Source organism: Quadrisphaera sp. INWT6, assembly GCF_015390235.1.
In the GTDB taxonomy this organism is placed as follows: Bacteria; Actinomycetota; Actinomycetes; order Actinomycetales; family Quadrisphaeraceae; genus Quadrisphaera.
The window spans coordinates 53,092-77,112 of the sequence record NZ_VUOH01000006.1 but is presented as its reverse complement, the minus strand read 5'-3'; the positions used below and the strand labels follow the sequence as shown (position 1 = coordinate 77,112).

Annotated in this window: 24 protein-coding genes and 3 pseudogenes; 10 read left to right on the top strand and 17 right to left on the bottom strand. The window is 75.3% G+C overall.

Features of this window, described 5'->3' with window-relative positions; translation table 11 throughout:
• Nucleotides 1-56: 56 nt before the first annotated feature.
• The 6 genes and pseudogenes from F1641_RS17745 to F1641_RS20230 all read right to left on the bottom strand — a co-directional run bounded on the left by F1641_RS17745 (nucleotide 57) and on the right by F1641_RS20230 (nucleotide 5,165).
• Nucleotides 57-431 carry a hypothetical protein gene (locus F1641_RS17745; protein WP_194907776.1) on the bottom strand — a complete coding sequence of 125 codons (375 nt, stop codon included), beginning with the start codon at nucleotides 429-431 and terminating at the stop codon, nucleotides 57-59.
• Between the two features lie 229 nt (nucleotides 432-660).
• Complete coding sequence (locus F1641_RS17740; RefSeq protein ID WP_194907773.1) at nucleotides 661-1,896, bottom strand: MFS transporter; 1,236 nt, start codon at nucleotides 1,894-1,896, stop codon at nucleotides 661-663.
• Nucleotides 1,897-1,927: 31 nt separating this feature from the next.
• Nucleotides 1,928-2,470: a TetR family transcriptional regulator gene (locus tag F1641_RS17735; RefSeq protein ID WP_194907771.1), complete on the bottom strand. Its 543-nt coding sequence runs from the start codon at nucleotides 2,468-2,470 to the stop codon at nucleotides 1,928-1,930.
• Entirely contained in the window at nucleotides 2,467-3,075 is a 609-nt protein-coding gene (locus F1641_RS17730) for a sugar O-acetyltransferase (protein ID WP_194908153.1), read from the bottom strand. Before F1641_RS17730 ends, F1641_RS17735 begins: the two co-directional genes overlap by 4 nt.
• A 292-nt stretch (nucleotides 3,076-3,367) precedes the next feature.
• A complete protein-coding gene (locus F1641_RS17725) occupies nucleotides 3,368-3,853 on the bottom strand; it encodes a hypothetical protein (protein ID WP_194907769.1) in 486 nt (161 codons plus the stop codon).
• 486 nt (nucleotides 3,854-4,339) lie between these two features.
• A pseudogene (locus F1641_RS20230) lies at nucleotides 4,340-5,165 on the bottom strand (TrmH family RNA methyltransferase).
• Nucleotides 5,166-5,544: 379 nt separating this feature from the next.
• Here F1641_RS20230 and katG point away from each other — a divergent pair.
• The 4 genes and pseudogenes from katG (at nucleotide 5,545) to F1641_RS17700 (ending at nucleotide 10,528) form a co-directional block, all read left to right on the top strand.
• A pseudogene (katG, locus tag F1641_RS24050) lies at nucleotides 5,545-7,890 on the top strand (catalase/peroxidase HPI).
• A gap of 68 nt (nucleotides 7,891-7,958) precedes the next feature.
• A pseudogene (locus tag F1641_RS24045) lies at nucleotides 7,959-8,732 on the top strand (GolD/DthD family dehydrogenase).
• A 34-nt stretch (nucleotides 8,733-8,766) separates the two neighbouring features.
• On the top strand, nucleotides 8,767-9,555 hold the full coding sequence (locus tag F1641_RS23515; RefSeq protein WP_194907766.1) for an MOSC domain-containing protein: 789 nt from the start codon (nucleotides 8,767-8,769) through the stop codon (nucleotides 9,553-9,555).
• Nucleotides 9,539-10,528 carry a PDR/VanB family oxidoreductase gene (locus F1641_RS17700; protein ID WP_194907765.1) on the top strand — a complete coding sequence of 330 codons (990 nt, stop codon included), beginning with the start codon at nucleotides 9,539-9,541 and terminating at the stop codon, nucleotides 10,526-10,528. Before F1641_RS23515 ends, F1641_RS17700 begins: the two co-directional genes overlap by 17 nt.
• On the opposite strand, the gene F1641_RS17695 is transcribed toward F1641_RS17700, so the two are convergent.
• Both F1641_RS17695 and F1641_RS17690 read right to left on the bottom strand, forming a co-directional pair.
• Entirely contained in the window at nucleotides 10,491-10,778 is a 288-nt protein-coding gene (locus tag F1641_RS17695; RefSeq protein WP_194907763.1) for a hypothetical protein, read from the bottom strand. The two genes, F1641_RS17700 and F1641_RS17695, sit on opposite strands and share 38 nt — an antisense overlap.
• Nucleotides 10,736-11,317, bottom strand: a complete 582-nt coding sequence (locus F1641_RS17690; RefSeq protein WP_194907761.1) for an HD domain-containing protein — start codon at nucleotides 11,315-11,317, stop codon at nucleotides 10,736-10,738. Before F1641_RS17690 ends, F1641_RS17695 begins: the two co-directional genes overlap by 43 nt.
• A gap of 79 nt (nucleotides 11,318-11,396) precedes the next feature.
• Here F1641_RS17690 and F1641_RS17685 point away from each other — a divergent pair, with 79 nt between their 5' ends.
• The gene (locus F1641_RS17685; RefSeq protein WP_255515046.1) at nucleotides 11,397-12,557 is read left to right on the top strand and encodes a spore photoproduct lyase family protein; all 1,161 of its coding nucleotides are present in this window, start codon (nucleotides 11,397-11,399) and stop codon (nucleotides 12,555-12,557) included.
• Here the strand turns inward: F1641_RS17685 and F1641_RS17680 are convergent.
• From F1641_RS17680 to F1641_RS17670, 3 genes are read right to left on the bottom strand one after another with little or no spacing between them, the layout of a single operon-like run.
• Nucleotides 12,545-12,982 (bottom strand): hypothetical protein, encoded by a 438-nt coding sequence (locus F1641_RS17680; RefSeq protein ID WP_206691435.1) that lies wholly within the window; start codon nucleotides 12,980-12,982, stop codon nucleotides 12,545-12,547. The two genes, F1641_RS17685 and F1641_RS17680, sit on opposite strands and share 13 nt — an antisense overlap.
• On the bottom strand, nucleotides 12,979-13,380 hold the full coding sequence (locus F1641_RS17675) for a hypothetical protein (protein ID WP_194907759.1): 402 nt from the start codon (nucleotides 13,378-13,380) through the stop codon (nucleotides 12,979-12,981). Before F1641_RS17675 ends, F1641_RS17680 begins: the two co-directional genes overlap by 4 nt.
• Before the next feature lie 8 nt (nucleotides 13,381-13,388).
• Nucleotides 13,389-13,643, bottom strand: coding sequence for a hypothetical protein (locus tag F1641_RS17670; RefSeq protein WP_194907757.1), 255 nt, complete (start codon nucleotides 13,641-13,643; stop codon nucleotides 13,389-13,391).
• Nucleotides 13,644-14,224: 581 nt separating this feature from the next.
• On the opposite strand from F1641_RS17670, the gene F1641_RS17665 reads away from it, so the two are divergent.
• The 4 genes from F1641_RS17665 to F1641_RS17650 all read left to right on the top strand — a co-directional run bounded on the left by F1641_RS17665 (nucleotide 14,225) and on the right by F1641_RS17650 (nucleotide 19,134).
• Complete coding sequence (locus F1641_RS17665; RefSeq protein ID WP_194907755.1) at nucleotides 14,225-16,054, top strand: HNH endonuclease signature motif containing protein; 1,830 nt, start codon at nucleotides 14,225-14,227, stop codon at nucleotides 16,052-16,054.
• A gap of 89 nt (nucleotides 16,055-16,143) precedes the next feature.
• Nucleotides 16,144-16,848 (top strand): LysE family translocator, encoded by a 705-nt coding sequence (locus tag F1641_RS17660; protein WP_194907753.1) that lies wholly within the window; start codon nucleotides 16,144-16,146, stop codon nucleotides 16,846-16,848.
• Between the two features lie 73 nt (nucleotides 16,849-16,921).
• Nucleotides 16,922-18,253: a zinc metallochaperone AztD gene (gene aztD / locus F1641_RS17655; RefSeq protein ID WP_194907750.1), complete on the top strand. Its 1,332-nt coding sequence runs from the start codon at nucleotides 16,922-16,924 to the stop codon at nucleotides 18,251-18,253.
• On the top strand, nucleotides 18,250-19,134 hold the full coding sequence (locus F1641_RS17650; RefSeq protein WP_194907748.1) for a metal ABC transporter substrate-binding protein: 885 nt from the start codon (nucleotides 18,250-18,252) through the stop codon (nucleotides 19,132-19,134). Before aztD ends, F1641_RS17650 begins: the two co-directional genes overlap by 4 nt.
• Before the next feature lie 80 nt (nucleotides 19,135-19,214).
• Here F1641_RS17650 and lepB read toward each other — a convergent pair whose 3' ends face one another.
• Nucleotides 19,215-19,946, bottom strand: a complete 732-nt coding sequence (gene lepB, locus F1641_RS17645) for a signal peptidase I (protein ID WP_309225693.1) — start codon at nucleotides 19,944-19,946, stop codon at nucleotides 19,215-19,217.
• A gap of 175 nt (nucleotides 19,947-20,121) precedes the next feature.
• On the opposite strand from lepB, the gene F1641_RS17640 reads away from it, so the two are divergent.
• A complete protein-coding gene (locus F1641_RS17640; protein ID WP_194908237.1) occupies nucleotides 20,122-20,538 on the top strand; it encodes a hypothetical protein in 417 nt (138 codons plus the stop codon).
• Between the two features lie 37 nt (nucleotides 20,539-20,575).
• On the opposite strand, the gene F1641_RS17635 is transcribed toward F1641_RS17640, so the two are convergent.
• The 5 genes from F1641_RS17635 to F1641_RS17615 form a co-directional block, all read right to left on the bottom strand.
• A complete protein-coding gene (locus F1641_RS17635; protein WP_194907746.1) occupies nucleotides 20,576-21,073 on the bottom strand; it encodes a hypothetical protein in 498 nt (165 codons plus the stop codon).
• Nucleotides 21,074-21,121: 48 nt separating this feature from the next.
• Nucleotides 21,122-21,337, bottom strand: a complete 216-nt coding sequence (locus F1641_RS17630; protein WP_194907744.1) for a hypothetical protein — start codon at nucleotides 21,335-21,337, stop codon at nucleotides 21,122-21,124.
• 537 nt (nucleotides 21,338-21,874) lie between these two features.
• Nucleotides 21,875-22,507, bottom strand: a complete 633-nt coding sequence (locus F1641_RS17625) for a LysE family translocator (RefSeq protein WP_194907742.1) — start codon at nucleotides 22,505-22,507, stop codon at nucleotides 21,875-21,877.
• 38 nt (nucleotides 22,508-22,545) lie between these two features.
• Nucleotides 22,546-23,445 (bottom strand): phosphatase PAP2 family protein, encoded by a 900-nt coding sequence (locus tag F1641_RS17620; RefSeq protein WP_194907741.1) that lies wholly within the window; start codon nucleotides 23,443-23,445, stop codon nucleotides 22,546-22,548.
• Between the two features lie 112 nt (nucleotides 23,446-23,557).
• Nucleotides 23,558-24,019 carry an STAS domain-containing protein gene (locus tag F1641_RS17615; protein WP_194907740.1) on the bottom strand — a complete coding sequence of 154 codons (462 nt, stop codon included), beginning with the start codon at nucleotides 24,017-24,019 and terminating at the stop codon, nucleotides 23,558-23,560.
• Nucleotides 24,020-24,021: the final 2 nt, after the last annotated feature.

Here is a 24,021-nt window from a genome sequence, read left to right as displayed (position 1 = left end):
CAGACGCCCTGTCGCTCCTCAGCGATGCGGGCCTGGATCCGTCTCACGACGGATCGCTACCCGGGCGCCACGACGACCTGCACCTCGTCCTCATAGAGCACTCGGCCCGGGTCGTCACTCAGCACACGACGCCAAGGGACGCAGTGGGCATCGAGCAGCTGCAGGTACCCGGGCACACGCTCGATGAGGTGCAGCGCATCACGCTTGAACCAACAACTCACCAGCGGGTGGACCCTGCGGTTGAAAACCTCCGGGTCGGAGATGGCGGGGTCGGGGTACGCCTGGTCGAGCCAAGCGTTGCTGGCGGACCACCAGCGGTGTTCCTGCTCGCTGAGACGACCTTCGGCAGCCAGACCGTTCGCCAAGCCGAAGACGCCCACGTGGTGGCCGCGGTGGTTGGCCGTGGCGGCCTGGTAGCGGACGAAGCGCACGAGCAGCAGTCTGCCCGGGATCGGGCCCTTGAGGCGCCTCGGTCTGCTACCACGCGTAGCCACCTCGGCAAGCCTCGCGCGCCGACCGCTGCTGGACGTCCCGAAGCTCCTCGCGGACGGTGATGGCTGGCGTTGGCGCCGTCGCAAAGAGGATTGCCATCCGGGCGCCATGACGAGGCGCCCACCAGTTGCTGCATCCGGACGTCGGCGGTGGACAGGGCCGGCAGGCTCACCACGAGCAGGCCCTCTGGGTGCGTAGCGCCCCGGCCAGCCCAAACGCCACCAGCCCCGCCAGCGGCACCACCAGCAGCCCAGCCCGCAGGCCGACCTCGTCAGCGACCAGACCCACCACGGGCGGGGAGACCAGGAACCCCAGCCGCATCAGCCACGACACCAGCGTCAGACCGGTCCCCGGACGCAGGCCCGGCAGCTCGTCCGCCTCGTGCATCGCCGCGGGCACCAGGGTGGCCACGCCCAGGCCCGCCGCGGCGAACCCCGCGATGGTCCCCGGCACGCTGGGAGCGGCCAGCGCCACGCCCATCCCCACGGCGGCGAGCAAACCTCCGGTGCGGGCGACCGCGCGCTGCCCGAAGCGGTCCACCAGGCGGTCACCCACCAGGCGGCCCACGGTCTGAGCGCCCACGAGCGCCACGAACCCCAGCGCGGCCAGTGCCGCCGGCGCCCCCAGGGGACCCGAGAGGTAGACCGCGGCCCAGGTGCTGCCGGCGTCCTCGACCAGGACCCCGGCGATCGCGATCGCCACCAGGGCTGCGGTCACCACGGCCGTGCGTCGGGTGAGCACCGCCCGCACGAGCTGAGTGGTGCCTGGGGGGCTGTCGCCGGGCACGGCGGAGCCGTCGGGCAGGACCTCCTCGCGGGTGTCAGGACCGGGCAGGCAGAACCGCAGCGCCGTCACCGCCACGACGGCGAAGACCACCCCGGCCACAGCCAGGTGCACCCCGCGCGAGACGCCCAGGGCGATGGCCGCAGCTGCCATCCCCCCACCGATGACCGCACCGATCGACCACACGGCGTGGAAGGAGTTGATGATCGAGCGGCCGTAGCGGCGCTGGACCCGCAGCCCGTGGGCGTTCTGGGCGACGTCGGTGATGGCGTCAGCGGCCCCGGCCAGCAGCAGCGCGGCCACCAGCGCCGCGATGGAGGGGGACAGCCCCGCCAGCAGGATCCCGACCGCGGTGACGGCCGTCCCGGTGACGGCGGCGCGTGCGGAGCCGAAGCGGCGGATCAGGGTCGCGGCCGCCAGGCCCGCGAGCAGGGCCGCTGCGGGGTAGGCGATCACCGTCAGGCCGTAGGCGGTGTTCGACAGGCCCAGGTCGGCCTTGATGCCGGGGTAGCGGGGCACGAGGTTGGCGAACAGGGCCCCGTTGGTCAGGAAGAGGGCGGCGACCGCGGCGCGGGCCCGTCGCTCGGTCGTGGTGGGGCGCGTCAGCACCTCGGACGTCATGTGTACGACTGTACACATGCATGGTGCCTCGCTACGTCGCCATCAGCCTCTGAAGGGCGCCGCGCGTCTCGGCGGGCGCCTGCGGGTCGGGGCTCAAGGCGATGTGCAGCGCGGCGCCCTCGACGTAGGCATCCACCCGGCGCGCGACCTCGGCGGGCAGGTGGCGCTCCAGGGCGCGGCGACTCGCCTGCATCCAGGCCTGCGTGAGCTCGCGGAACTGCGGGCGCCGAGCGGCCAGCGTGTACAGCTCGTAGGTCAGCACGTGTTCCGCCGCCGAGCGCTGCAGGTCCTCGTGCACCAGTGCCACCAGCGCCTCGAGCACGGCCTCGGCGTCAGCGGCCCCCGCCAGGCGATCCTTGAAGGCGGCGGCGATGGTCTCGGCGAAGCGCGTGAAGGCCGCCACGAGCAGGTCGTCCATGCCCTCGAAGTGGTAGGTCATCGATCCCAGCGGCACGTCGGCGCGCGCAGCCACCCTGCGGTGGGAGGTCCCGGCGACGCCGTCGGTGGCGATGCACTCCAGGGCGGCGTCGATGATGCGGTCGCGCCGCTGGGGGTCCAGGCGGCGGGTGCTCACTCCTGCACCGCCGGCTCGGCCGGGGCGCCCGTCAAGCCCGTTGAGGAGTCGGGCGGCGTGCTGGGGGCGCCCGGCACCTCCTTGATGACCCGGGCGGGGTTGCCCACCGCGACCACGCCGGGCGGGACGTCCTTGGTGACCACCGCGCCGGCTCCGATGACGCTGTCGGCGCCGATGGTCACGCCGGGGCAGATGATGGCGCCGCCACCGATCCAGACGTTGTCGCCGATGGTGATGGGCTCGGCCGCCTCGAGCTTGTCACGCCGGGGCTGGGCCTCCAGTGGATGGGTGGGGGTGAGCAGCTGCACGTTGGGGCCGATCTGGCAGTCCTGCCCAATGGTGATGGGCGCGACGTCGAGGGCGACCAGGCCGTAGTTGGCGAAGGTGCGCGCGCCGATGCTGATGTGCTCGCCGTAGTCCACGAACAGCGGCGGCTTGACGAAGGCGCCTTCGCCGAGGTGGCCGACCAGTGCCTCCAGCAGCGGCATCGCGGCCACCGGGTCGACCCGGCAGGCGCGGTGGTAGGCGTCGGCCAGCTGTGCGCCGCGGCGGGAGCGCTGCTCGTTGTCGGGGTCGTCCGCGACGTAGGGGTCGCCGGCGAGCATGCGTTCCCGGTTGGTGCGGGTGTCTCCGGCGAAGTAGTCGGTCACGGACCCAGGCTAGGCGGCGGAGTGTACGAACGTCCACATCAGTATGAGTGCACGTCGGGCCCCGGCCGCCACGCTCAGAGGTCGTAGCGCACTGCTCCTTGGAGGACCGCTCTCCGGGCTGCTTCGCGGACGACGGTTGAAGGCACGCTATGGAACTCGTTGCGAACGCCGACGGCGAGAGCCGCCGGCCGTCAGCTCAGGAGCCGCTACCGGCATGATCGCCGATGTCTGACGGGTAGACCGGCTCTCAGGCGTGCTGAACGTCGTCGATGACGAGTACGCCGCCAACCAGCGCGTCGCAGTAGCGGCCCTTGCCCTCGAAGTAACTGCCGGGGCTGTCTCCTGAGGGGAGATCTGCCAGCTGCACGAGACGGCCGCTGCCCGTGACGCGTTCCTGGTCGGCGTAGACCTCACCGTGCACGCGTGCGCCGTTGCCGGACTGGGTGGCTGACAGCACCAACTCAGCACCGGTGGGCCAGACCGTCCAGCGGTCAGCGGTGTTCCCAGCGGGGTCTGTGAGGCGGACCATCAGACAGCCCTGCGGTCCGATGTGAAGGACTCCCTGGAAGGGCACCGACTCAGCGTCGACGTGCTCCTCGGCGGACAGATGAGGGAGGTCTCCACCGCCGAGGCCTTCGCCGTGTGCGCAGCCCCCTAGAGAGGCGAGGGCGAGGGCGAGCAGGGCGGCGCCGACAGCCAATCTTGCCCTCGAGGGCTTCCCGGTGCTGCTCACGGTGCCTCCTGTGCGTCATCGGCGACTTCGTCATGATGACGTCGACCAGCAGGCCTCTGTTGCAGCGGCACGCCGTCGTCGGCGTGGCGAGTGAGCGCCTTCCGACCCGTCGGACGGCCCGGACAGCGACCGCTGACCGGGCACCCCATGACGGTGCGTCACCACGTTCGAGCCCCTGACCTCCGGTGCCCGGATACCCCGCTCGGTGGTCCGTCTCACCCAGCGGGCGCCCTACGAAGATCCGGTGCTGGTTCCCGGTGGGCCATGGCCCCGGGTCGCGGGCCAGTGCGAGGCGAATCGACCTTGAACAGCTGGATCGTCAGCTGGCCTGGCCAGCATGGCGACGACTCGTGCAGGTCGGCCAGCCCTCGCGTCCACTGCCATCGTCGGGGCAGGTCGTCCCCCGTGCTGCCGCGACTCGAGGTCACCGGGTCGTGGTCATGGCTCGGCCTGTCCGCGCGCCTGGCCGGGCCCAGCGGTGTCGGGCTATGCCGGTGGGGGAGTGGCGTCGGCCCCCAGGGCCCAGAAGGCGACGGCGCTGGCGGCGGCGACGTTGAGGGAGTCCACTCCGCCGTGCATGGGGATGCGCACGACGGTGTCGGCGGCGGCGACGCTGGCGGGGGTCAGGCCCGCTCCCTCGGTGCCGAGCAGCAGGGCGAGCCTGTCGGGGCGGTGGCGGGCGAAGTCCTGCAGGGGCACGGAGTCGTCGGACAGGGCGAGGGCCGCGACGTGGAAGCCGGCGTCCTTGAGCTGGTCGACGCCGGCCGGCCACGGCTCGATGCGGGTCCAGGGCACCTGGAAGACGGTGCCCATGCTGACGCGCACGCTGCGGCGGTAGAGCGGGTCGGCGCAGCGCGGGGTCACGAGCACCGCGTCCACACCGAGGCCCGCGGCCGACCTGAAGACGGCACCCGTGTTGGTGTGGTCGACGACGTCCTCCAGCACGGCTACCGTGCGCGCGCCGCGGAGCAGGTCGGCGACGGGGGCGAGCACGGGGCGGTGCATCGAGGCGATGGCCCCGCGGTGCACGTGGAAGCCGGTGATGGCCTCCAGCACGTCCTCCTCCGCCACGAACACCTCGGCCCCGGCCTCCTCGCAGGCGGCGAGGACGTCGGGCGAGGTCGGGGAGCCAGCGCGGGGCGGTGAGCAGCGAGCGCGGGCGGTGCCCGGCGCGCAGGGCCCGGCGGATCACCTGGCTCGACTCGGCGATGAAGAGGCCCTCGGCGGGCTCGCGGACGCGCCGGAGAGCGACGTCGGTCAGGCCCGTGTAGTCGTGCAGGCGCTCGTCGGTGGGGTCGGTGAGGTGGATCACGGTGCTCGGGTGCTCCTGGCCGGGGGCTGTCGTGGGGGCCCGCTGCGCGAGCCGGCGCCGCGACGCTATCCGCCTCCGACCCGCCGAGCCCCGGGGGAGCCAGGGCAGGGCTCGGACCGGGCCCCGGAACAGACCACGGGGAGGGCGCTGGCCAGCGAAGATCGTCACAGGGGGCGGGGTGGCGGGCGCCGACCTACGATCACCGCGGCGGTAGGTCGGGGAGCGTCGAGCGGTCCTGTCGGAGGACGGGGCGGGTGACCCTGCGGGGCAGCAGCGGGCGCGGTGACGCAGTCGTGTCCCTGCCGGCGCGCAGCCCCCGCGGGCACCGCGACCCCGTGAGCAGAGGCCCTGCCGCCCCGCTCTCCGAGAGGCCCCAGCCATGACCGCGAACCCCGCAGCCGACAGCACCGCGTACTCCACCTACGACGACGTCCTCGAGGGGAGGTGCCCCTTCGGCGGGAACACCGTCGGCGGCGCGCAGGCGACCCCGCCCACGCTCTCCGACTGGTACCCCGACCGGCTGCGCGTCGAGCAGCTGCACCGCGACGGACCGGCCGCCGACCCGCTGGCGGACCTCGACCACCCCGCCGCCTTCGCCACCATCGACCTCGCCGAGCTCAAGGCCGACATCACCCGGCTCCTCACGACGTCGGTCTCGTGGTGGCCCTCGGACTACGGGAACTACGCGCCGCAGATGATCCGGATGGCCTGGCACTCGGCCGGCACGTACCGCATCGCCGACGGCCGCGGCGGCGCCGGTCAGGCGATGCAGCGCTTCGCGCCCGTCAGCAGCTGGTGGGACAACGGCAACACCGACAAGTCGCGGCGCCTGCTGTGGCCGATCAAGCAGGAGTACGGCGCGGCCCTGTCGTGGGCCGACCTGATCGTCCTGACCGGCAACTGCGCGCTGGAGGTCATGGGCTTCCCGACCATCGGCTTCGGCGGGGGCCGCCGCGACGCGTGGGAGGCGGACGACGCCACCTACTGGGGGCCCGAGCACCTCGACATGACCGACCCCGGCTCCTACGACGACATGGTCGACCGCTCCGGCCGGTGGACGGCGGAGCCCGGTGAGCCCGGCTACGAGCTGCAGCAGCCGCTGGCCGCCTCGCACCAGGCGCTGATCTACGTCAACCCCGAGGGCCCGAACGCCAACGGGGACCCTGCTGCCTCCGCGGTCGACATCCGCATCACCTTCGGCCGCATGGCGATGGACGACGTCGAGACCGTCGCGCTCATCGCGGGTGGCCACGCCTTCGGCAAGAGCCACGGCGCGGTGCCGGCCGACCAGATCGGCGCCCCGCCGGAGATCGCCCCCATGGAGGCGATGGGCCTCGGCTGGCACAACCCGGTGGGCAGCGGGAACGCCGAGCACACGATGACCAACGGCATCGAGGGCTCTTGGACGCCCAACCCCACGCAGTGGGACAACGACTACCTGGAGAACCTCTTCGCGTACGAGTGGGAGCAGACCCGCAGCCCGCCGGCGCGCTGCAGTGGACGCCGAAGGACCCCTCGGCGCCGAGGACCCCCGACGCGCACCGCGACGGCGTCGACCACGCGCTGATGATGATGACCAGCGACATCGCGCTCAAGGTCGACCCGGTCTACCGCGAGGTCTGCCAGCGCTTCCTGGCCGACTTCGACCTGTTCACCCGCGAGTTCGCCAAGGCCTGGCACAAGCTGACGCACCGCGACATGGGGCCGAAGTCGCGCTACCTCGGGCCCGACGTGGCCGCGGAGGACTTCATCTGCAGGACCCGCTGCCGGCGCGCGAGCACCCGCTGGTCACCGGCGCGGACGTCGACCGGCTCAAGCGGGCCGTGCGCGACACGGGCCTGCCGGCCTCCGACCTGGCCTTCACCGCCTTCTCCTCCGCGGTCACCCACCGCGGCTCGGACAAGCGCGGCGGGGCCAACGGGGCCCGGATCGCGCTGGAGCCGCAGAGGAGCTGGACGGTGAACCGCCGCACCGTCCCGGTGGTAGCTGCGCTGCGCGACGTGGTCGAGGACTTCAACGCCTCGGGTGCCGGCGGGAGCGCGCGCGTCAGCCTCGCCGACGTCATCGTGCTGGCCGGCTGCGTGGCGGTGGAGGACGCCGCGGCGGCGGCGGGGTGCACCGTCGAGGTGCCGTTCACCCCCGGACGGGTCGACGCGACGCAGGACCAGACCGACGTCGCCCAGTTCTCCTGGCTCGCGCCGGTGGTCGACGGGTTCCGCAGCTACGAGCAGCCCGACCTCGCGACCGTCACCGACGTCGCCCCCGAGCGGTTCTTCCTCGACAAGGCGGCCCTGCTCGGTCTGAGCGCGCCGGACTGGGTGGTGCTGACGGGCGGTCTGCGCGTGCTGGGCTGCAACCACGACGGGTCCGCCACGGGCGTCTTCACCGACCGGGTGGGCGCGCTCACGACCGACTTCTTCACCACGCTCACCAGCACGGACCTGGTGTGGACCAGGGTCGACGAGGCCGGGACCCGCTTCACCCTCGACGACCGCGACACCGGGGTGGCGGTGCACACCGCGACCCGCAACGACCTGGTGTTCGGGCGAACGCCCAGCTGCGCGCGGTGGCCGAGGTCTACGCCGCCCGCGACGGCCAGGAGCGGTTCGTGCGCGACTTCGTCAGGGTCTGGGACGAGGTCATGATGGCCGACAGGTTCGACGTGCCGGCGACCGAGCCGTCCTCGCCGGCGGCCCCGCGGGTCGGGGCGGGGCGCGCCACCTGAGACTGCCGCCCGACCCCCTCCAGGTCCCGGCGCTCGCCGCCGGAGCCTCGAGGGGGTTGGGTGGGCCCATGAGCGAGCTCAGCGACGCCGACGTCGACCTCTCCTTCCGCCTCGACGGGAAGGTCGCCCTGGTGACGGGCGGCGTCTCGGGGATCGGCAGCGCCATCGCCGGTGCGTTCGCGGCAGGCGGGCGCCCGCGTCGTCGTCGTCGACCTCGACGCGGAGGCCGCTGGGCGCCGCGCTGCTGAGCTGGGCGGGGGCGCGTTCGGGCTCGGGTGCGACGTCTCCGACGCGGACTCCGCGCAGGCGGCCGCCGACGCCGCGGTCGAGCGCGCCGAGCACGTCGACGTGCTGGTGAACTGCGCCGGCATCGTCGACCTCGCCCCCGCCGAGGAGCTCACCACCCGGGCGTGGGACCGCACCATCGCGGTCAACCTCACCGGCACGTTCCTCATGAGCCAGGCGGTGGGCCAGCACATGCTCGCCGCGGGCCGGGGCAAGGTCATCAACCTCGCGAGCCAGGCGGCCAGCGTCGGGCTGCTGGAGCACGCCGCGTACTGCGCCTCCAAGGCGGCGTGCTCGGGCTGACGCGCGTGCTGGCCGCCGAGTGGGCGGGGCGCGGCGTCACCGCCAACGCCATCTCCCCGACGGTGGTGCTCACCGAGCTCGGCAGGAAGGCGTGGGCGGGGGAGAAGGGCGAGGCGGCCAGGGTGGAGATCCCCGTGGGGCGCTTCGCGCTGCCGCGCGAGATCGCGGGAGCGGCGCTGTTCCTGGCCAGCGGTGCGGCCGACATGGTCAACGGCGCCGACCTCGTGGTCGACGGCGGTTACACGATCCGCTGACCGGCGGTGGGCGGCGGCGCGCGATGATGCGGCGGTGAGCGCGCGCGTCGACGGGCTGTTCGTCTACCCGGTCAAGGGGCTGACGCCGCAGCCGCTCGACGACGTGCTCCTGGAACCGGGACGCGCGTTCCCCTCCGACAGGGTGCTCGCGCTCGCCCGCCCCGACGGTCCGTACGCGCCGGGGCTCGACCACGGCATCTCCAAGCGGTCGTTCTACGTGCTCGTCGCCGAGGCGCGCTTGGCCGGGCTCGACACCCACCTCGACCCCGCGACGCAGGTGCTCACCGCCGACGTCCGCGGCCACCGCGTGCTGACCGCCGACCTCTCCCGGGAGGCCGGCCGGGAGGACGCACTGTCCTTCTTCGCCCGCGTGCTCGACCTGCCCGACGGCGTGCGCCCGGTGCTCGCCCGCGACGCCGGACGGCGCTTCACCGACTGCGCCCCCGACTCCGACCGGGCCATGGAGTTCGTCTCGGTCATCAACCTCGCGTCGGTGGCCGACCTCGCCCGGCGCGTCGGCGCCGAGGTCGACCCGCTGCGCTTCCGCGGCAACGTGCACCTGGCCGGCCTGCCGGCGTGGGAGGAGCTCGGCCTCGTGGGCCGCGAGTTCACCCTGGGCGGCGTGCGCCTGCGGGGGATGGCGGTCACCGAGCGCTGCGCCGCCACCGAGGTGCGGCCCGGCAGCCCCGTCCGCGACCTGCCGGTGCCGCGGCTCCTCGTGGAGCACTACGGCCACGCCTACATGGGCGTGTACGCCGAGGTGGTCGACGGCGGCCGGCTGGCCCGCGGCGACGTGCTGGAGCGGGGTGGGTTCGCTGCCTGAGCTGCTGCGCCTGGTGGTCGAGGAGCGCCGGGAGCTCACCCGCGACGTCGTCCTGCTCGCCCTCGCCGCACCCGACGGCTCGGCCCTGCCCGGGTACGACGCCGGGGCGCACGTCACGGTCACCGCGCCGAGCGGCCGGCGGCCCAGCTACAGCCTCGCCGAGGCCGGCAGCACGGCCCCGCGGCGCTACGTCATCGCGGTGCGGCGCTCCGAGGTGGCGCTGGGCGGGCGCGGGGGCTCGGTGAGCCTGCACGACGACGTGCGCGTCGGCCACCAGCTCGAGGTGACCCCGCCCCGCAACGCCTTCGCGCTGCTGCCGGCGCGGCGGTACGTGCTCATCGCGGGCGGGATCGGCATCACCCCGGTCCGGGCGATGGCGCAGGAGCTGCGCGCCCGCGGAGACGCCGCCGTGGAGGTGCTGTACCTGACGCGCGACGCCGCGAGCACGCCGTTCCTGGAGGAGATGACGGCCGACGGCGCGGTGGTGCACCACAGCGCCGGCAGCACGGGGAGCTCCGGCGGCGCGGGGAGGGGCCGGCTCGACCTGTGGCCGTGGCTGGCCGAGCCCGACGACGACGCGCGCGTGTACTGCTGCGGCCCGACGGCGCTGCTCGACGAGGTGCGCGCCCTGACCGTGCACTGGCGGCCGAGCCGCGTGCACGTGGAGGAGTTCGCGGGGGTCGACGCCACCGGCATCGGCGCCGAGCCGTTCACCGCCGTGTGGGAGCCGACCGGCGAGCGCGTCGAGGTGCCGGCCGACCGGTCCCTGCTGGCGGCGCTGCGCGGTGCCGGGCTGCCCGTCGACGGCGACTGCGAGGCCGGGACCTGCGGCACGTGCCGGCTCCGGCTCGTGGCGGGGGAGGCGCACCACCGCGACGTCGTCCTCGACGAGGGCGAGCGCGCCGGCGCCGTCATGCCGTGCGTGTCACGAGCTGTCAGCGAGGAGCTGGTGGTCGCCCCGCCGGTGCGCTGAGGAGGTCGGTGAGGCCGGACTCGATGGTCGCCAGGTCGGTGAGCAGGACGTCGAGCGCGTCGTCGTCCAGCGGGCGCTGCCGCGCCAGCTCGGCGCGCACCGGGGCCAGCAGCGGCGCGTACTTGCGGGCCAGGCGGCGCACCTGGTCGGGGTGCTCCCCTGCGTGGTGGTGCAGGGAGCCGGCGTTGTCGTAGAGGTCCGTCGTCTTCACCAGCAGCACCGCGGGGTCGCTGCGGACCGCCTCGAGCACGTGCTCGCGGTAGGCCCGGCGGCGCTCCTCGGGGTCGGCCGGCGCGGGCCGGCGGGGTTGCTCACCGCGGACACGAGGTGCGCGACGCGTGAGCCGAACGCGGGGGCGATGACGTCGTGGAGCGCGCTGGCGGCTGCGGTGGCGTCGTCGTCGGGCACCGGGAGCCCGGCCAGGGCCAGCAGCTCGGGCGCGGCGTCCTCCACGACGTCGTGCAGCACCGCGGCGACCAGGACGTCGAGGTCGGTCACGCCCCAGCGGTGCAGCCGCAGGGCGCCGCGCAGCGGGTGGGTGATGTAGCTGTCGCGGGGGAGGGGGCCGCGGCGGGCGCGGGTGGCGTCGCGGTGCAGGTAGCCGGCCAGCTCGACGGCGCGGCGCACCACGTGCTGGCCGTCGAGGGGGTCCACCGCGCGCAGCAGCGCGGTCGCGAGCAGGGCGCCCTCCATGTCCTTGAGGGGGAGCTCGGTGAGCGCTGCGGCCAGCCCGGCGTCGAGCCCGGCGTCGGGCGCAGCCTCGGCGGGGGCGGGCGTGGGCAGCGTCACACGGCTGACGCTAGTGGTCAGCCCCGTCTGCGGAACGCGACCCCGAGCACGGGTGTTGCACCAGGTGATGCCGACCGCGATGCCCACCGCCGCACCCCCCGCCGCCACCCCTGACGTCTCCCCCGACGTCTCGGAGGCCCTGCCCACCGCTCCCACCGCCGGCCGGGCGCCCCGCCGCTGGCTCCCGAAGCGCGTCCTGGTGACGGCGTCCGCCGCTGAGACGCCGCACGGGCGGCAAATCGTCGAGCGGGTCACCGCCGCCGGCGTCGAGGACGTGCAGCTGCTGCGCGCCGACCGCCTTCCCTCGCTGCGCGGCGACGACGAGCGCGCCACCTACGCCCTCGCCAAGTCGACGATGGCGGTGGTGACCTCGCCGCCGTCGGCCCGGAAGCTGGTGCCGATCCCGCCCAGCGCCGACTGGCGCCTCGACCTCGCCGTCGGCTGCCCCGCGCACTGCCAGTACTGCTACCTCGCCGGGTCGCTCGCGGGCCCGCCGGTCACGCGCGTCTACGCCGACCTGCCCGAGGTGCTCTCCGCCATCGACGCGCACGTCGGCCGCGGCGGCGTCACCACCGGCACCGAGCGCCACGGCGAGGGCACCACCTTCGAGGCGTCCTGCTACACCGACCCCCTCGGCATCGAGCACCTCACCGGCTCGCTGGCCGCGACCATCGCCCACGTCGGCACCACGGAGTGGCCGAGCCCGGTGGGCCTGCGGTTCACCACCAAGTTCGACGACGTCGAGCCGCTGCTCGCCCTCCCGCACGGGCGCCGCACCCGCGTGCGCTTCAGCGTCAACAGCGCCGGGCCCAGCGGCGGTGAGCGGTTCGAGGGCGGCACCGCCCGCGTGCGCGAGCGGCTCGGCGCGCTGCGCCGCCTGGCGCTCGCCGGGTACCCGGTGGGGCTGACGATCGCGCCCGTCATCCCCGCGCCCGGCTGGCAGGAGGCGTACGGGCAGCTGCTCGACGACGTCGCCGCCGCGGTGGCCGGCGCGCCGGACCTCGACCTGACCGCCGAGGTGATCACCCACCGGTTCACCCCGAAGAGCCGCGACGTGCTGCTCGGCTGGTACCCCGGCACGAAGCTCGAGATGGACCCGGAGCAGCGGACCACCAAGCGCGGCAAGTACGGGTCGGTGAAGCACGTCTACCCGAAGGACGTGATGGTCGACGTCCGCACCTGGTTCCAGCGCGAGCTGGCCGCGCGGGTGCCCGCGGCGAGGTTGCTCTACTTCACCTGAGGGCTCGGCGCGGGTCGGACGGGTGACCTGACGACGACGAAGAACTCCTCGCCGGAGGGGAGGTCGACGCCGGTCCAGAGCTGCTCGAGGTGGCCGTCGTCGTCGGGGTCGAACCCCCGCAGGGCCCGTCCGCTCGGCACCCGGTGGACGGGCTCGGGCTCGCCGCTCGCGCGGACCACGAGCAGGTCGACGACCCGGCCGCGGACGTCGACCTCCGGCTCGAGGTGGTGGTGGGTCCTCGTGAGCCGCAGACCGCCTGTGCCGCTCGCGCCGTCGTCGCCGGTGGTGCGCAGGCAGCCCCACTCCACGAGCTGGTCGCGCTCCACGGCGTCACCGCAGCAGGAGTGCTCCCAGCCGCCCAGGTGGACGACGACGTCGACCGCCGGTCCCGCGGGCAGTTGGCTGCTCTGCCGGCGGCGGCTCACGGCTCGTCCAGCCGGGGGCGGGTGACGGGACCGGTCAGCAGGACGAGGCGGGTGCCGTCCGCGGCGCGCCACGACTGCACGGCACCTCGGGCGAGGCGCACGAAGCCCGCGCTGGCGAGGCGCGCCCGCGACGCCTCCGACAGCACGCGCAGCCCGCCGACCTCGGGGCTGCCGGGGGTGCAGTCGTCCAGGGCCTCCACCACGACGTCGGCCTCCGCGAGGAGTGCGGCCTGGTGGCGGCGGACGTCGTCGTCGTCCAGCGCGTGGAGGCGCTGGCCGTCCCAGAAGCGGCCGTCGTCGGTCCACGACGGGGCATCGAGCTCCAGCGGGTGGCCGAAGTGGTCACCGGGTCCGGCGGGTGCGGCGGGTGCAGCAGCGCGGCGGGACACGGCGCCCATGGTCATCGTCAGCTGGGCGGGAGGCCAGCGGTTTCTGCGCCGTGCCGGCGTGAGACGCGCCAGCCGGCTGCGGCGGCGAGGGCGGCGAGCGCGAGGAGCGCCACCACGGGCGGCCACAGGGAGGCGACGGCGTCGGCGCGGTCGGCACGGGTCTCCTCGAACGCCATCGGCAGGGCGGTGACGGCCGCGGCGACCAGGAGGAACGGCACCGCGAGCCACAGCCACAGGACCAGCCACGGCCGCGGGCGGGGGCGGGTGCTCACGGACCGAGGGTAGGCACCGCGACGGGCTGCTCCGCTGGCGCAGCGCCGACGCTGCGGCGCACGCCGATCCCCCAGCTCGCCGGGCACCTCGGCCAGCCCGGGGGGCGGTGACGACGGCGGCGACCTCGACCCCCGCGGCATCGAGCGCTCGCGGGCGCTGGCCGCTGCTGCGGCTGGCCACGCGGCGGTGGCGCACCGCCTGGGTTGCACCCCGGCCGAGGCCCGGGCCGCGCTCGACGTCGTCCTGCCCGCGGAGCTCACGCGCTCCTAGCTCGTGCCCCGGGCGCGGCGGTGCTGGCGACGGTGGGGCACGCGATGCCGTGCTGGCCGAGCCGCGTCGGGCGGGCCGCCTCGTCGACGGGCCTCGCGGGGTCGTCCTGCGTGCGGTGGACCCCGGGGCCGCACCACACGCGCGCCCCGGACTTGCCGGTGGTGACAGGGGCCGAGACGCTCGTGGGCTGATCCTCCCGAGTCTGCTCGGTGCTCTGTTCGAGTGAATCTCGACTTGCGTCGATCATGCCTCTGTGCAGGGTCTTTGAACGTGCATTCGACTGTCGGAGGTCACCCCTAGCGTCCTCCACATGACCTGGACCGCCGCCGACGCGCCTCGCGAAGAGGGCGACGACGGCGGTCTAGGTGCTGGCCCCACCTGGGAACCCCTGGCCCCCGGCGCCCTGGGCGCCGCCCCCCGACCTGCAGCCGTCGGCGAGCTTCCGGGCGCACTCTTCGGCGACCTCCCACCCCTGCCCCTGACCGGGCCCCTGGCCGACGCCCTCACCACCGCCCGCACCGCCCTGGACCAGGCCGTCACCGCTACGACCCACCTGACCTCGCTCGGACCCACCCAGCGCCTGGACGCCCTGCGCCAGCTCGCCACCACCCGTCACACCACCGACGCAGCCATCGCCCGCCTGGCCACCTCCTTCACCCCCGACGACGTCCGCGCCCTGGGCGCCACAGACCCCGTGGACCTGCTCGCCACCCACACCGGTGCCGACCCCAGGAACGCCGCCGCCACCCTCAAGCTCGCCACCGCCCTGACAGCCCCACCCGTCCAGCCCCCCGCTGCGCACACCGACGAGGACGCTGACGGCGCTGACGAGGGCGGCGACGACCCGGACGGCGCGGCCACCACTCCTGGGGTCGACGCCGGACCGGGTGCTGGTTCCTCCCGGGTCGCCCTGGGGCTGCTCGGCGCCGCCCACGCCGCCGGCACCGTCTCCACCGACATCGCCGCCCTGGCCCAGCGCACCCTGGCAGACCTGCCCGCCCGCATTCGGCGCGCCTGCATGCCCACCGCCGACGCCTACCTCGCCGAGGCGCTGCCCGGCCTGAGCCACACACAGGCCCAGCTGGTGTGCACCACTTTGGCCCACACCCTGGACCCCGACCGTGCCGACCGCGGCTTCGACCCCGACGACCTCGAGCGCCGCTCCACCCACGTCACCGTCCACTCCGACGGCTGGGTCGACGTGCGCGCCCGCTTCGACCCCGTCACCGGCGCCTGGGTCAAGGCCACCCTGGACGCCGCCTCCAAGCCCGCCCCCACCGTGACCGCCCCCCTGGCCGACACCCCCGACGACGGCCAGGGCGAGCTCGACGGGCTGAGCGGTGCTCAGGACGACGCGGACGCGGCTGCCGGCAGCGACGGGGGTGCTGCTCAGGGCGCGCCCGGTGGGGTGCGGGTGCGTGATGAGCGCACCGCCCCCCAGCGACGCGCCGACGCCCTGGCGGCACTGCTGAAGAGCGGCGCCGCGGGCGACCACGGACCCAACGCTGCTGGCACCGCTGCCCCTGGTGGGCTGGGCGCCCGCGTCATCGTCACCACCACCGCCGAAGCCCTCACCGGAGGCACCGGCGCCGCCCCGGCCCACTGCGAGACCACCGGGCGACCCCTGACCACCGCGGCGCTGCGCACCATCGCCTGCTCGGCCTCGTTGCAGGCGGTACGGCTGTCGTGTGACGGCGCGGACGCGGCGGTGCTGTCGCTGGGGCGCACGGTGCGCCTCTTCACCGCCACCCAGCGCCGGGCGATGCTCGCTCGTGACGGGGGCTGCGTGATCCCGGGGTGCACCTCCCCACCGGGGTGGTGGGAGGCCCACCACGTGCACGAGTGGGCCGCCGGCGGACCCACCGACGTGGCCTCGGGGGTGCTGGTGTGCACTCGCCACCACATCCTGGTCACCCTGGGGATCTGGCAGGTGCGGATGGTGGACGGAGTGCCGCAGGTGCGGCCCCCGCGCACGGTGGACCCGCTGCGGCGCTGGGTGCTCAACCCCCGCCGGGGGTTGCGGGCGCGCACCGCGCGGGCGGCGCGGCAGATGAGGCTGGGCCTGGACCTCGACGGACCACCGGGGGATCCGCCTGAAGCGCCGGACATCCCCTCACCGCGCGGCACCTGTGCCTGCTGACGCCAGTCGCTCCGGCGCGCCCGTCAGCGGGTCAGTGGCGCCCGTCCTCCTGTCTCCCGGCGGCGCGCCGGGGCTGCTTCGATGACCCGGTGCCCGACCAGCTGCTGCCCTTCCTCGTGGTCGTGGCCGTGCTCACACTGACCCCCGGTCCCGACATGGCGCTCGTGCTGCGCAACGGCGTGCGCGGCGGCTCCTCCGCCGCCTGGTGGACGGGCCTCGGCTGCTGCACCGGTATCGCGGGGTACGCGGCGGCGTCGGCGGTCGGGCTGGCGGCGCTGCTGGCGGCGTCGGCGACCGCGTTCACCGCGCTCAAGCTGGTGGGGGCGGCCTACCTCGTCTACCTGGGCGTCATGGCGCTGTGGCACTCGCGGCGCCGCCCGGCGGCCCCCGCGGCCGGTGCGGCCGGTGCGGCCGGTGCTGCCTCCGCGGCCGGTGCCGCCGCCGCCCGTGCCGCTGACCGGGAGGCTGGCGACCCCGGCGTCGACGCATCTGCGCTGCGCCGCGCGACCGCCTTCCGCCAGGGCCTGCTGAGCAACCTCCTGAACCCCAAGATCGCGCTGCTGTTCCTGACGCTCATCCCGCAGTTCGTCACGCCGGGGGAGCCCGTGTGGACCACCGGGGTGCTCGCTGCGGTGTTCCTCGCCGTCGCGGTGGTGTGGTGGCGCGCCTTCTCCCTGGCTGTGGGCGCGCTGGGCGCCCTCCTCTCGCGGGAGCGGGTGCGCACCGCTGTCGACAGGGTCGCCGGTGTCGTCCTCATCGGGCTCGGCGTGAGGGTCGCCCTGTCGCACCGCTGACCGGCGGCGGCGCGGAGACGTCGCTCGTGACCGCCGTTGTGAGAACTGTTCTCATTATGGTTGGGTGGCTGCCATGAGCACCCCCACCCGGTCGGGCGGGCGTCAGCGCCTGCTCGCCCTCACCCCCCTGACCCTCCTCCCGCTCGTGCTGGCCGGCTGCGGCACGGGCTCCCCGAGCAGCACCGGTGCCGGTGCGACGACGTCGGCGCCAGCGACGCAGGAAGCGGCGACCGAGCAGGCCGCCTCGACCCCGCGCCTGGCGGTCACCCACGACGGCGGCGTCACCGTGCTGGACGCCACGACCCTGGAGCAGGTCGGCGAGGCCGAGCTGCCCGGCTACCTGCGGCTGAACGCCGCGGGCGACGGCCGCCACGTGGCCGTCAGCTCCACCGGCGGCTTCCGCCTGCTCGACACCGGCACCTGGGCCGAGCCCCACGGCGACCACGACCACTACTGGACCACCGACCCCGCCCTGACCGACGTGACCTACGCGGCGACCGAGCCCGGGCACGTGGTCGTCCACGAGGGCCGCACGACGTTCTTCGACGACGGCACCGGGAAGTTCACGACCGTCGACGCGGCCGACGTCGCCGACCCCGCGGCGCAGCGCCTCGACCTGCAGACGCCCGCGGCCCACCACGGCGTCGCCGTCCAGCTCACCGACGGCGCCGTCGTGGTCTCCGAGGGCACCCCCGACGCCCGCACCGGCATCCGCGTCCTCGACGCGGACGGCACCGAGGTCAGCCGCAACGACCAGTGCCCCGGCGTGCACGGCGAGGCCGTCGCTGCCGACGAGGCCCTCGTGATCGGCTGCAAGGACGGCGTCCTCGTGCACACCGGCGGCCTGGACGGCACCACCACCAAGGTGCAGGCCCCCACCGAGTACGGGCGCATCGGCAACCAGGCCGGTGACGAGGACTCGCCGTTCGTGCTGGGCGACTACAAGTCCGACGGCGCCGCCGCCGCGGCGGAGACCCTCGAGCGCCCGACGCGCGTCAGCATCATCGACACCCGCGACGCGTCGCTGCGCCTGGTCGACCTGCCCGCGTCGTACACCTTCCGCTCGCTGGCCCGGGGCGAGGACGGCGAGGGGCTCGTCCTCGGCACCGACGGATCGCTGCACGTCATCGACCCGGCCAGCGCCACCGTGGTCCGCTCGGTCCCGATCGTCGCGCCGTGGGAGGAGCCCGAGGAGTGGCAGGAGCCGCGGCCCGCGGTGCGGGTCCACGACGGCACCGCCTACGTCACCGAGCCCGCCACCCGCGAGGTGCACGCCGTCGACATCGCCACGGGCGAGGTCTTCGCCACGACGACCCTCAGCGCGGTGCCCGACGAGCTGGCCGTCGCCACCGGGGAGGCCCCGCACCAGCACGGCGAGCACGAGCACGAGACCGCCTCGGCGTGACCTGCCCGCACACCCCTCGCAGTGCCGCCGCCGCCACCTCGGTGGCGGCGGCGCTGCTGCTCGCCGCGTGCTCAGCCCCGGCGGGGACCACCGCCGCGCAGGACGACGGCGGCCCCGCCGTCGTCACCAGCGCCTACCCGCTGCAGTGGGTGAGCGAGCGGGTCGCCGGTGACGCGGCCCGGGTGAGCAGCGCGCTCCCGCCCGGCTCGGACGTCCACGAGGCCGAGCTGGCGCCGTCGCAGGCGCTCGCGCTGTCGGACGCCGACCTCGTGGTGACTCTCCCCGGCCTGCAGGCCGGGGTCGACGCCGCGCTCAGCAGCACCCCGCCCGAGCGCGTGGTCGACGTCACCGGGGCCGCCGCGGTGGTCGACGACGACCTGCACTTCTGGATGGACCCGCTGCGCCTCGCGGCCGTCGGTGACGAGGTCGCCGAGGGCCTGGCCGCGGCCGACCCGGACGGTGCCGACGGCTACCGCGCCCGCGCGGACGCCCTGCGCGCCGACCTCGCCGCGCTCGACGAGCAGTACGCGCGGGTCCTGGCCCCGTGCCGCGGGGCGGTCCTGGTCACCTCGCACGAGGCCTTCGGCTACCTCGCGGACCGCTACGGCCTGGAGCAGGTCGGCATCAGCGGGCTCGACCCCTCGGTGGAGCCCACCCCGGCGCGGCTGCGCGCAGCGACGGCCGCGGTGCAGGACTCCGGGGTGCGCACCGTCTACTTCGAGACCGAGGCGACCGACGCAGTCGCCAGCGCCCTGGCGGCGGCCCTCGGCACCGGCACCGCGGTGCTCGACCCGATGGAGACCAGCCCCGCCGAGGGCGGTGACCTCCTGGCGACGGCGCAGGAGAACCTGGCCGCCCTGGAGGCCGGGCTCGCCTGCTGACGCACCCGCGACCCGTCCCCCCGGGGGCTCGGAGATGACCGTTCCCGCGCGGCCCTGCGGCTCCCGACCGACCGGGCTGGTCAGCCGGCGGCGGGCACGCCGGCGAACACGTCGCCGTACCGCGACAGCCACGTGAGGCGGTCCAGCGACCAGACGGTGACGACGGCGCGACCCACGACGTCGGTGACCGGGACCGTCCCGCCGCCCGGCTCGCCCTGGTGCAGGCGGGAGTCCCTCGAGTCCTGGCGGTTGTCGCCCTCCACCCACAGCGCCCCCGCCGGCACGGTGACGTCGAAGTCGAACTCGCACGGCACCGCCCCGGCGGCGAGGTAACTCTCGTCGAGCGCCACCCCGTTGACCGTGGTGGGACCGCCGACGGCGCACGCCACGTGGTCACCAGGGAGCCCGATGAGCCGCTTCACCAGGTGCTGCCCGGAGTCCTGCGGCAGCACGCCGACGAACGTGAGCGCCGCCACGAGGCCGTCGACCACCGGTCCGCGCGACTCCTGCGCCTCGGGCTCGAGCCAGCCACCCGGGTCGGCGAAGACGACGACGTCACCGCGCTGCAGGTCGAACGGTCCCGGCGTCAGCTTGCTGACGAGGATCCGGTCGCCCTCGAGCAGCGTGTCGTGCATGGACGCCGACGGGATGACGAACGCCTGCACCAGGAACGTCTTCACCAGCAGCGAGAGCACCAGCGCCGACACGACGACGATGCCGACCTCGCGCGCCGCGGCCAGGGCGCGCCGACCCGGCGTCGACCTCGGGCCGGCCGCAGGCCCCTCGACGGGCTCGTGCTGCAGGTGGGTCACTGGTCCTCCGCGGAGCCGCGCCGGGCGGAGCGCCTCGGTCCTCGTCAGGCTACGAGCCGCGCACCCACCACCGCCGGAGATCGATGCAGCCTCCCGCCGACGGGGGAGGGGCCGGTGCGCCGCCGTGGTCCTCCGGGCGGACGCGCCCGCGGCCGTCAGCCCCCACGCTGGAGGGGTGACCCCGCCCCGGCCCGTGCGCGCGGTGAGCGGGGGCGCCGCCGTCGTCGTCCTGGGGGCGGCCCTGGCCGGCTGCACCGCCGGCGGCTGGTCGGACCTCCCGGCGCCCGGGACCCCGTGGACCCTCGCCGACGTCTACGGCGGCGGCTGGGACCGCGCCCTCGTCGCGTGCCCGTACGAGACCCCCGAGACCTTCTCGACCGTCCACGGGCTCCCGTACCCCGGGCCCGACCTGACCTCCCGCGACGACGTGCAGGTGGTGGTCCTGCTCGACGGCGACCAGGTGGTGGAGCAGGACGTCCTCGCGCGCGACGACGTCGACCTGTGCGCCACCGACCTCGGGGAGCTGACCCCCGACGACCCCCTGGTGGTCGACGCCTCGCTGGCGCCGGAGCGGGCCGTCCGCCCCGCCTGAGCCCGGCCCAGCCGAGCCCGGCCCAGCGGAGCCCGGCTCAGCCCAGCAGGCGCAGGGCCCGGGTCTCCAGGTCGTGCAGGCCCTCGAGCCGCAGCGTCGTGGTGGTCTCCGGCAGCCCCGCCTCGGGCCAGGCGACGGTGAGGTGGAGCAGCCCGTCGTCGGGGACGCCGGGCAGCCAGTAGGCGGCCTCGGCGGTGAAGTCGTCGTCGCCGGCGGAGGCGGTGCCGTGCGCAGAGTCGAGCTCCACCTCGCGGTCACCGGCGCGGGCGACCACGCGCACCGCGGACCCGAAGACGTCGGCGGCGTCGCCGTCGGGGTGGACGGGGTCGCTGCCGCCGAACGTCTGGCGCGACGCCGCGTCGGCGTGGACGCCGCGCGCCTGGACGACCACCGGGAGCAGCAGGCCCTCGGGCCGCGCCCACACGCAGCGCAGCCCGGCGGCGATGTCGGGCGCCTGCGCGAGCAGCGCCGGCCCGTGGGCGACGACGCCGAGCCTCTCGGGCAGCTCCAGCGAGGGCCAGTCGTCAGTGGTCACGCGACATGGTCCCGCCCGGCCGCTGGGCTGGTGCAGCAGGGCGGCGCCTCAGCGCAGCCAGAGGACGGCGACGACGGCCAGCAGCGCCCACCCGCCGGTCAGCCGCCGCGAGCCGGGGCGCTGCGACGGGAGCAGCGGGGCGGGGCCCGACAGCAGCAGGCACGCGACGACGCCACCGGGCAGCAGCGAGAGCCAGGACCACGCCCACCGCGTGGCCCAGAACGGCTCGGGTCCCCCGCGAGCAGCGTGATCGAGCAGATCCACCACGCCGCCGCCAGGAGCCCGAGCGCCGTGGGCACCTGGAACCCGAAGGCCGACGACGACGAGTACGGGGACTCGAAGGCGCTGACCGCGAAGTCACCGGGGCGAGGGCTCGCAGCTGCGGGACGACGTCGAGCCCGGCGAACGGCAGATCGGTGTCGGTGGTGCGCTCCCCGGGGCTGGCGACCGCGACCTCGGTGCGGCGCTCCACCAGCCCGTCGCGCCAGCGGACCTCCTGGACGCCGTACCCGGTCACCGACGAGTCGTCGAACCCCCGCTCGGCGGAGACCCTGGTGACCGCTCCGCTCTCCACGGCTCGCTGCAGCTCCGTGAACGAGGTCGTGAGTGACCCGGTGACCAGGACCGCCACGGCGATCGCCGCCCAGCCCAGCAGCAGGAGCACCCTCGCCGCCCCGATGGGCCCCACCCGTCGGGCGGCGGGCGGTGGTGCGACGTCAGGTGCCCCGGTGATCGTCACCCCGCGGACCCTAGAGCCACCGACCACCGCGCGTCACGGTCCCGCTGCCGACCCCTGCTGCGTCAGGCCTTCGAGCCCGACAGCGGCAGGGTGCCCCCGAGGCCGACCATCATCACGCCGCCGGTGGCGCTGAGCGTCGAGATGCGCCGCGGCGAGCGGGCGAACCACGCCCGCGCCGTCCCCGCGGCCAGGGCCCACGTGCTGTCGCACACGAGCGCCAGGAGCTGGAAGACGACCCCGAGCACGAGCAGCTGGGCCCACACCGGCCCGGCGGCCGGGTCGACGAACTGCGGCAGCACGGCGACGAAGAAGGCGATCGTCTTCGGGTTGGTGGCCCCGACCACGAAGCCCTGCCGCAGGAGCCGGCCCGTGCTGGTCGGCGCCGCGGTGGTCACCGCGGTGTGGTCGTGGCGGTGGCGGACCGCCTGCACGCCCAGCCACACCAGGTACGCAGCCCCGGCCAGCTTGAGCACGGTGAAGGCCACGACGGACGCCGCGACCAGCGCCCCCACCCCGAAGGCGACGGCGAGCACCGCCGGCACGGTGCCGAGGGCGTTGCCGAGCACGCTCAGCACGCCGGCGCGGCGGCCGTGCGCGATCGAGCGCCCCAGCACGAACAGCACGCTCGGCCCGGGGACCACCACGAGCACGGTGCTCGCGACCACGAACGCGGCGAGGTGCTCCCAGGGGACCATGATCGGAACCTACCCGCTGGCCGGCCCGTCCGGGGGCGTCACGAGCCCGGTCGGGCCCGCGCGGGAGGGTGCCGTCGCAGCGTCAGGTACAGCCGGTGCCCCGTGACCACGAAGCCCACCCACAGCAGCCCCAGCAGGTAGGCGACCAGCACGTCGGTCAGCCAGTGGTGGCCCAGGTAGACCCGGCTGGCCCCGACGGCGAGCGCGAAGGCCACCGCGGCGACCACCACCAGCACGCGGGCCCACCGCGCCGCGAGGTGGCGCAGCACCACGTAGACGACCACCCCGACGAACACCGTCGCGTTGAGCGTGTGCCCGCTCGGGAACGACGCGCTCGTCTCGTACGGCGGGACGGCGTCGGCGAGCGGCGGGCGGCTGCGCCCCACCACCACCTTGCCGGCCACCGTGAGCGCCACGGACCCGAGCATCGCCGTCACGACGAGCACGAACGGGGTCCAGCGCCGCCGCACCAGCGCCAGGACCACCGCGGTGGCGAGGGCCAGCAGCGTCATGCCGACCACGTCGGCGACGTCGCTGACCACCTGCGCGACCGCCGTGAGGTCGGGGGTGCGGTGATCGACCGCCGCCTGCAGCACGGGGTGGTCCACCGCGTCGACGCCGTCGCCCTCGACGACGGTCCGGTAGAGCCAGGCCCCGACGACGACGAGCAGCGCGTCGAGCACCAGCCCCAGGCCGAGCACCGCCGCCCACAGCCGCGCGGGGGAGAGCCACGGGCTGACGGCGTGCGCCCCGCGGAGCACCACCTGCCCGCCGGCGCTGGGCCAGCGGGTCAGGTCGCGGTCGCCGATCCTGTCGGTGTCAGCGCCCTCGTCGAGGGGGGTGGTCTCCACCCCGCCGCCGGTGCGGTCGGTGCGCCCGGTGTGGTCGGTCCGGTCAGCGCGGTGGGGCGGGCCGGGGCGCGGCGCGGCGGTGCTCATGGTCCTCCACGGCTGCGCCCGTCACCGGCTGTGACGGGGTGCGGCCGTCGGGCAGGCTGTCACGCCCCGCTGGGAGGTGCAGCCCCGGAGGAGCGGCGGGCCAGGTGGCCGGTCAGGCGGGGGCGGGGCCCGGCGGGGTGGGTGCCAGGAGCACGACGCCCTGCTCGCGGTCGCCGAGGGCCTGCACCGACGGGCCCCACCCGGCGAGCGCGAGCACGTGCAGCAGCCTCAGGAGGCTCGCGCTCGGCTGGAGCACGAGCACGGGCTCCCCGGTGCGCGACAGGGAGCACAGGGCGCTGAGGCCCGCGAGGTCGATGAAGGTCACGCCGGCGGCGTCGACGACCGGTGGCTGCGCCCACTCGCCCAGCAGGCGGCCCGCGTTCGCGAGCCGCTGGGCGCAGGTCATGTCGAGCTCGCCGGAGAGGACGACGACGGCGCTGCCGGCCGACCACCTGACGAGCAGCGATGCGCCCTCGGAGTCGCGGGTCGCGGCGTCGGCGGCGCCCGCGGGAGCACGCAGCTCCGCGCGCCGGGAGCGGTTCTGGAGGGGGAGGGCGGCTCGGGAGTCCGTCACGG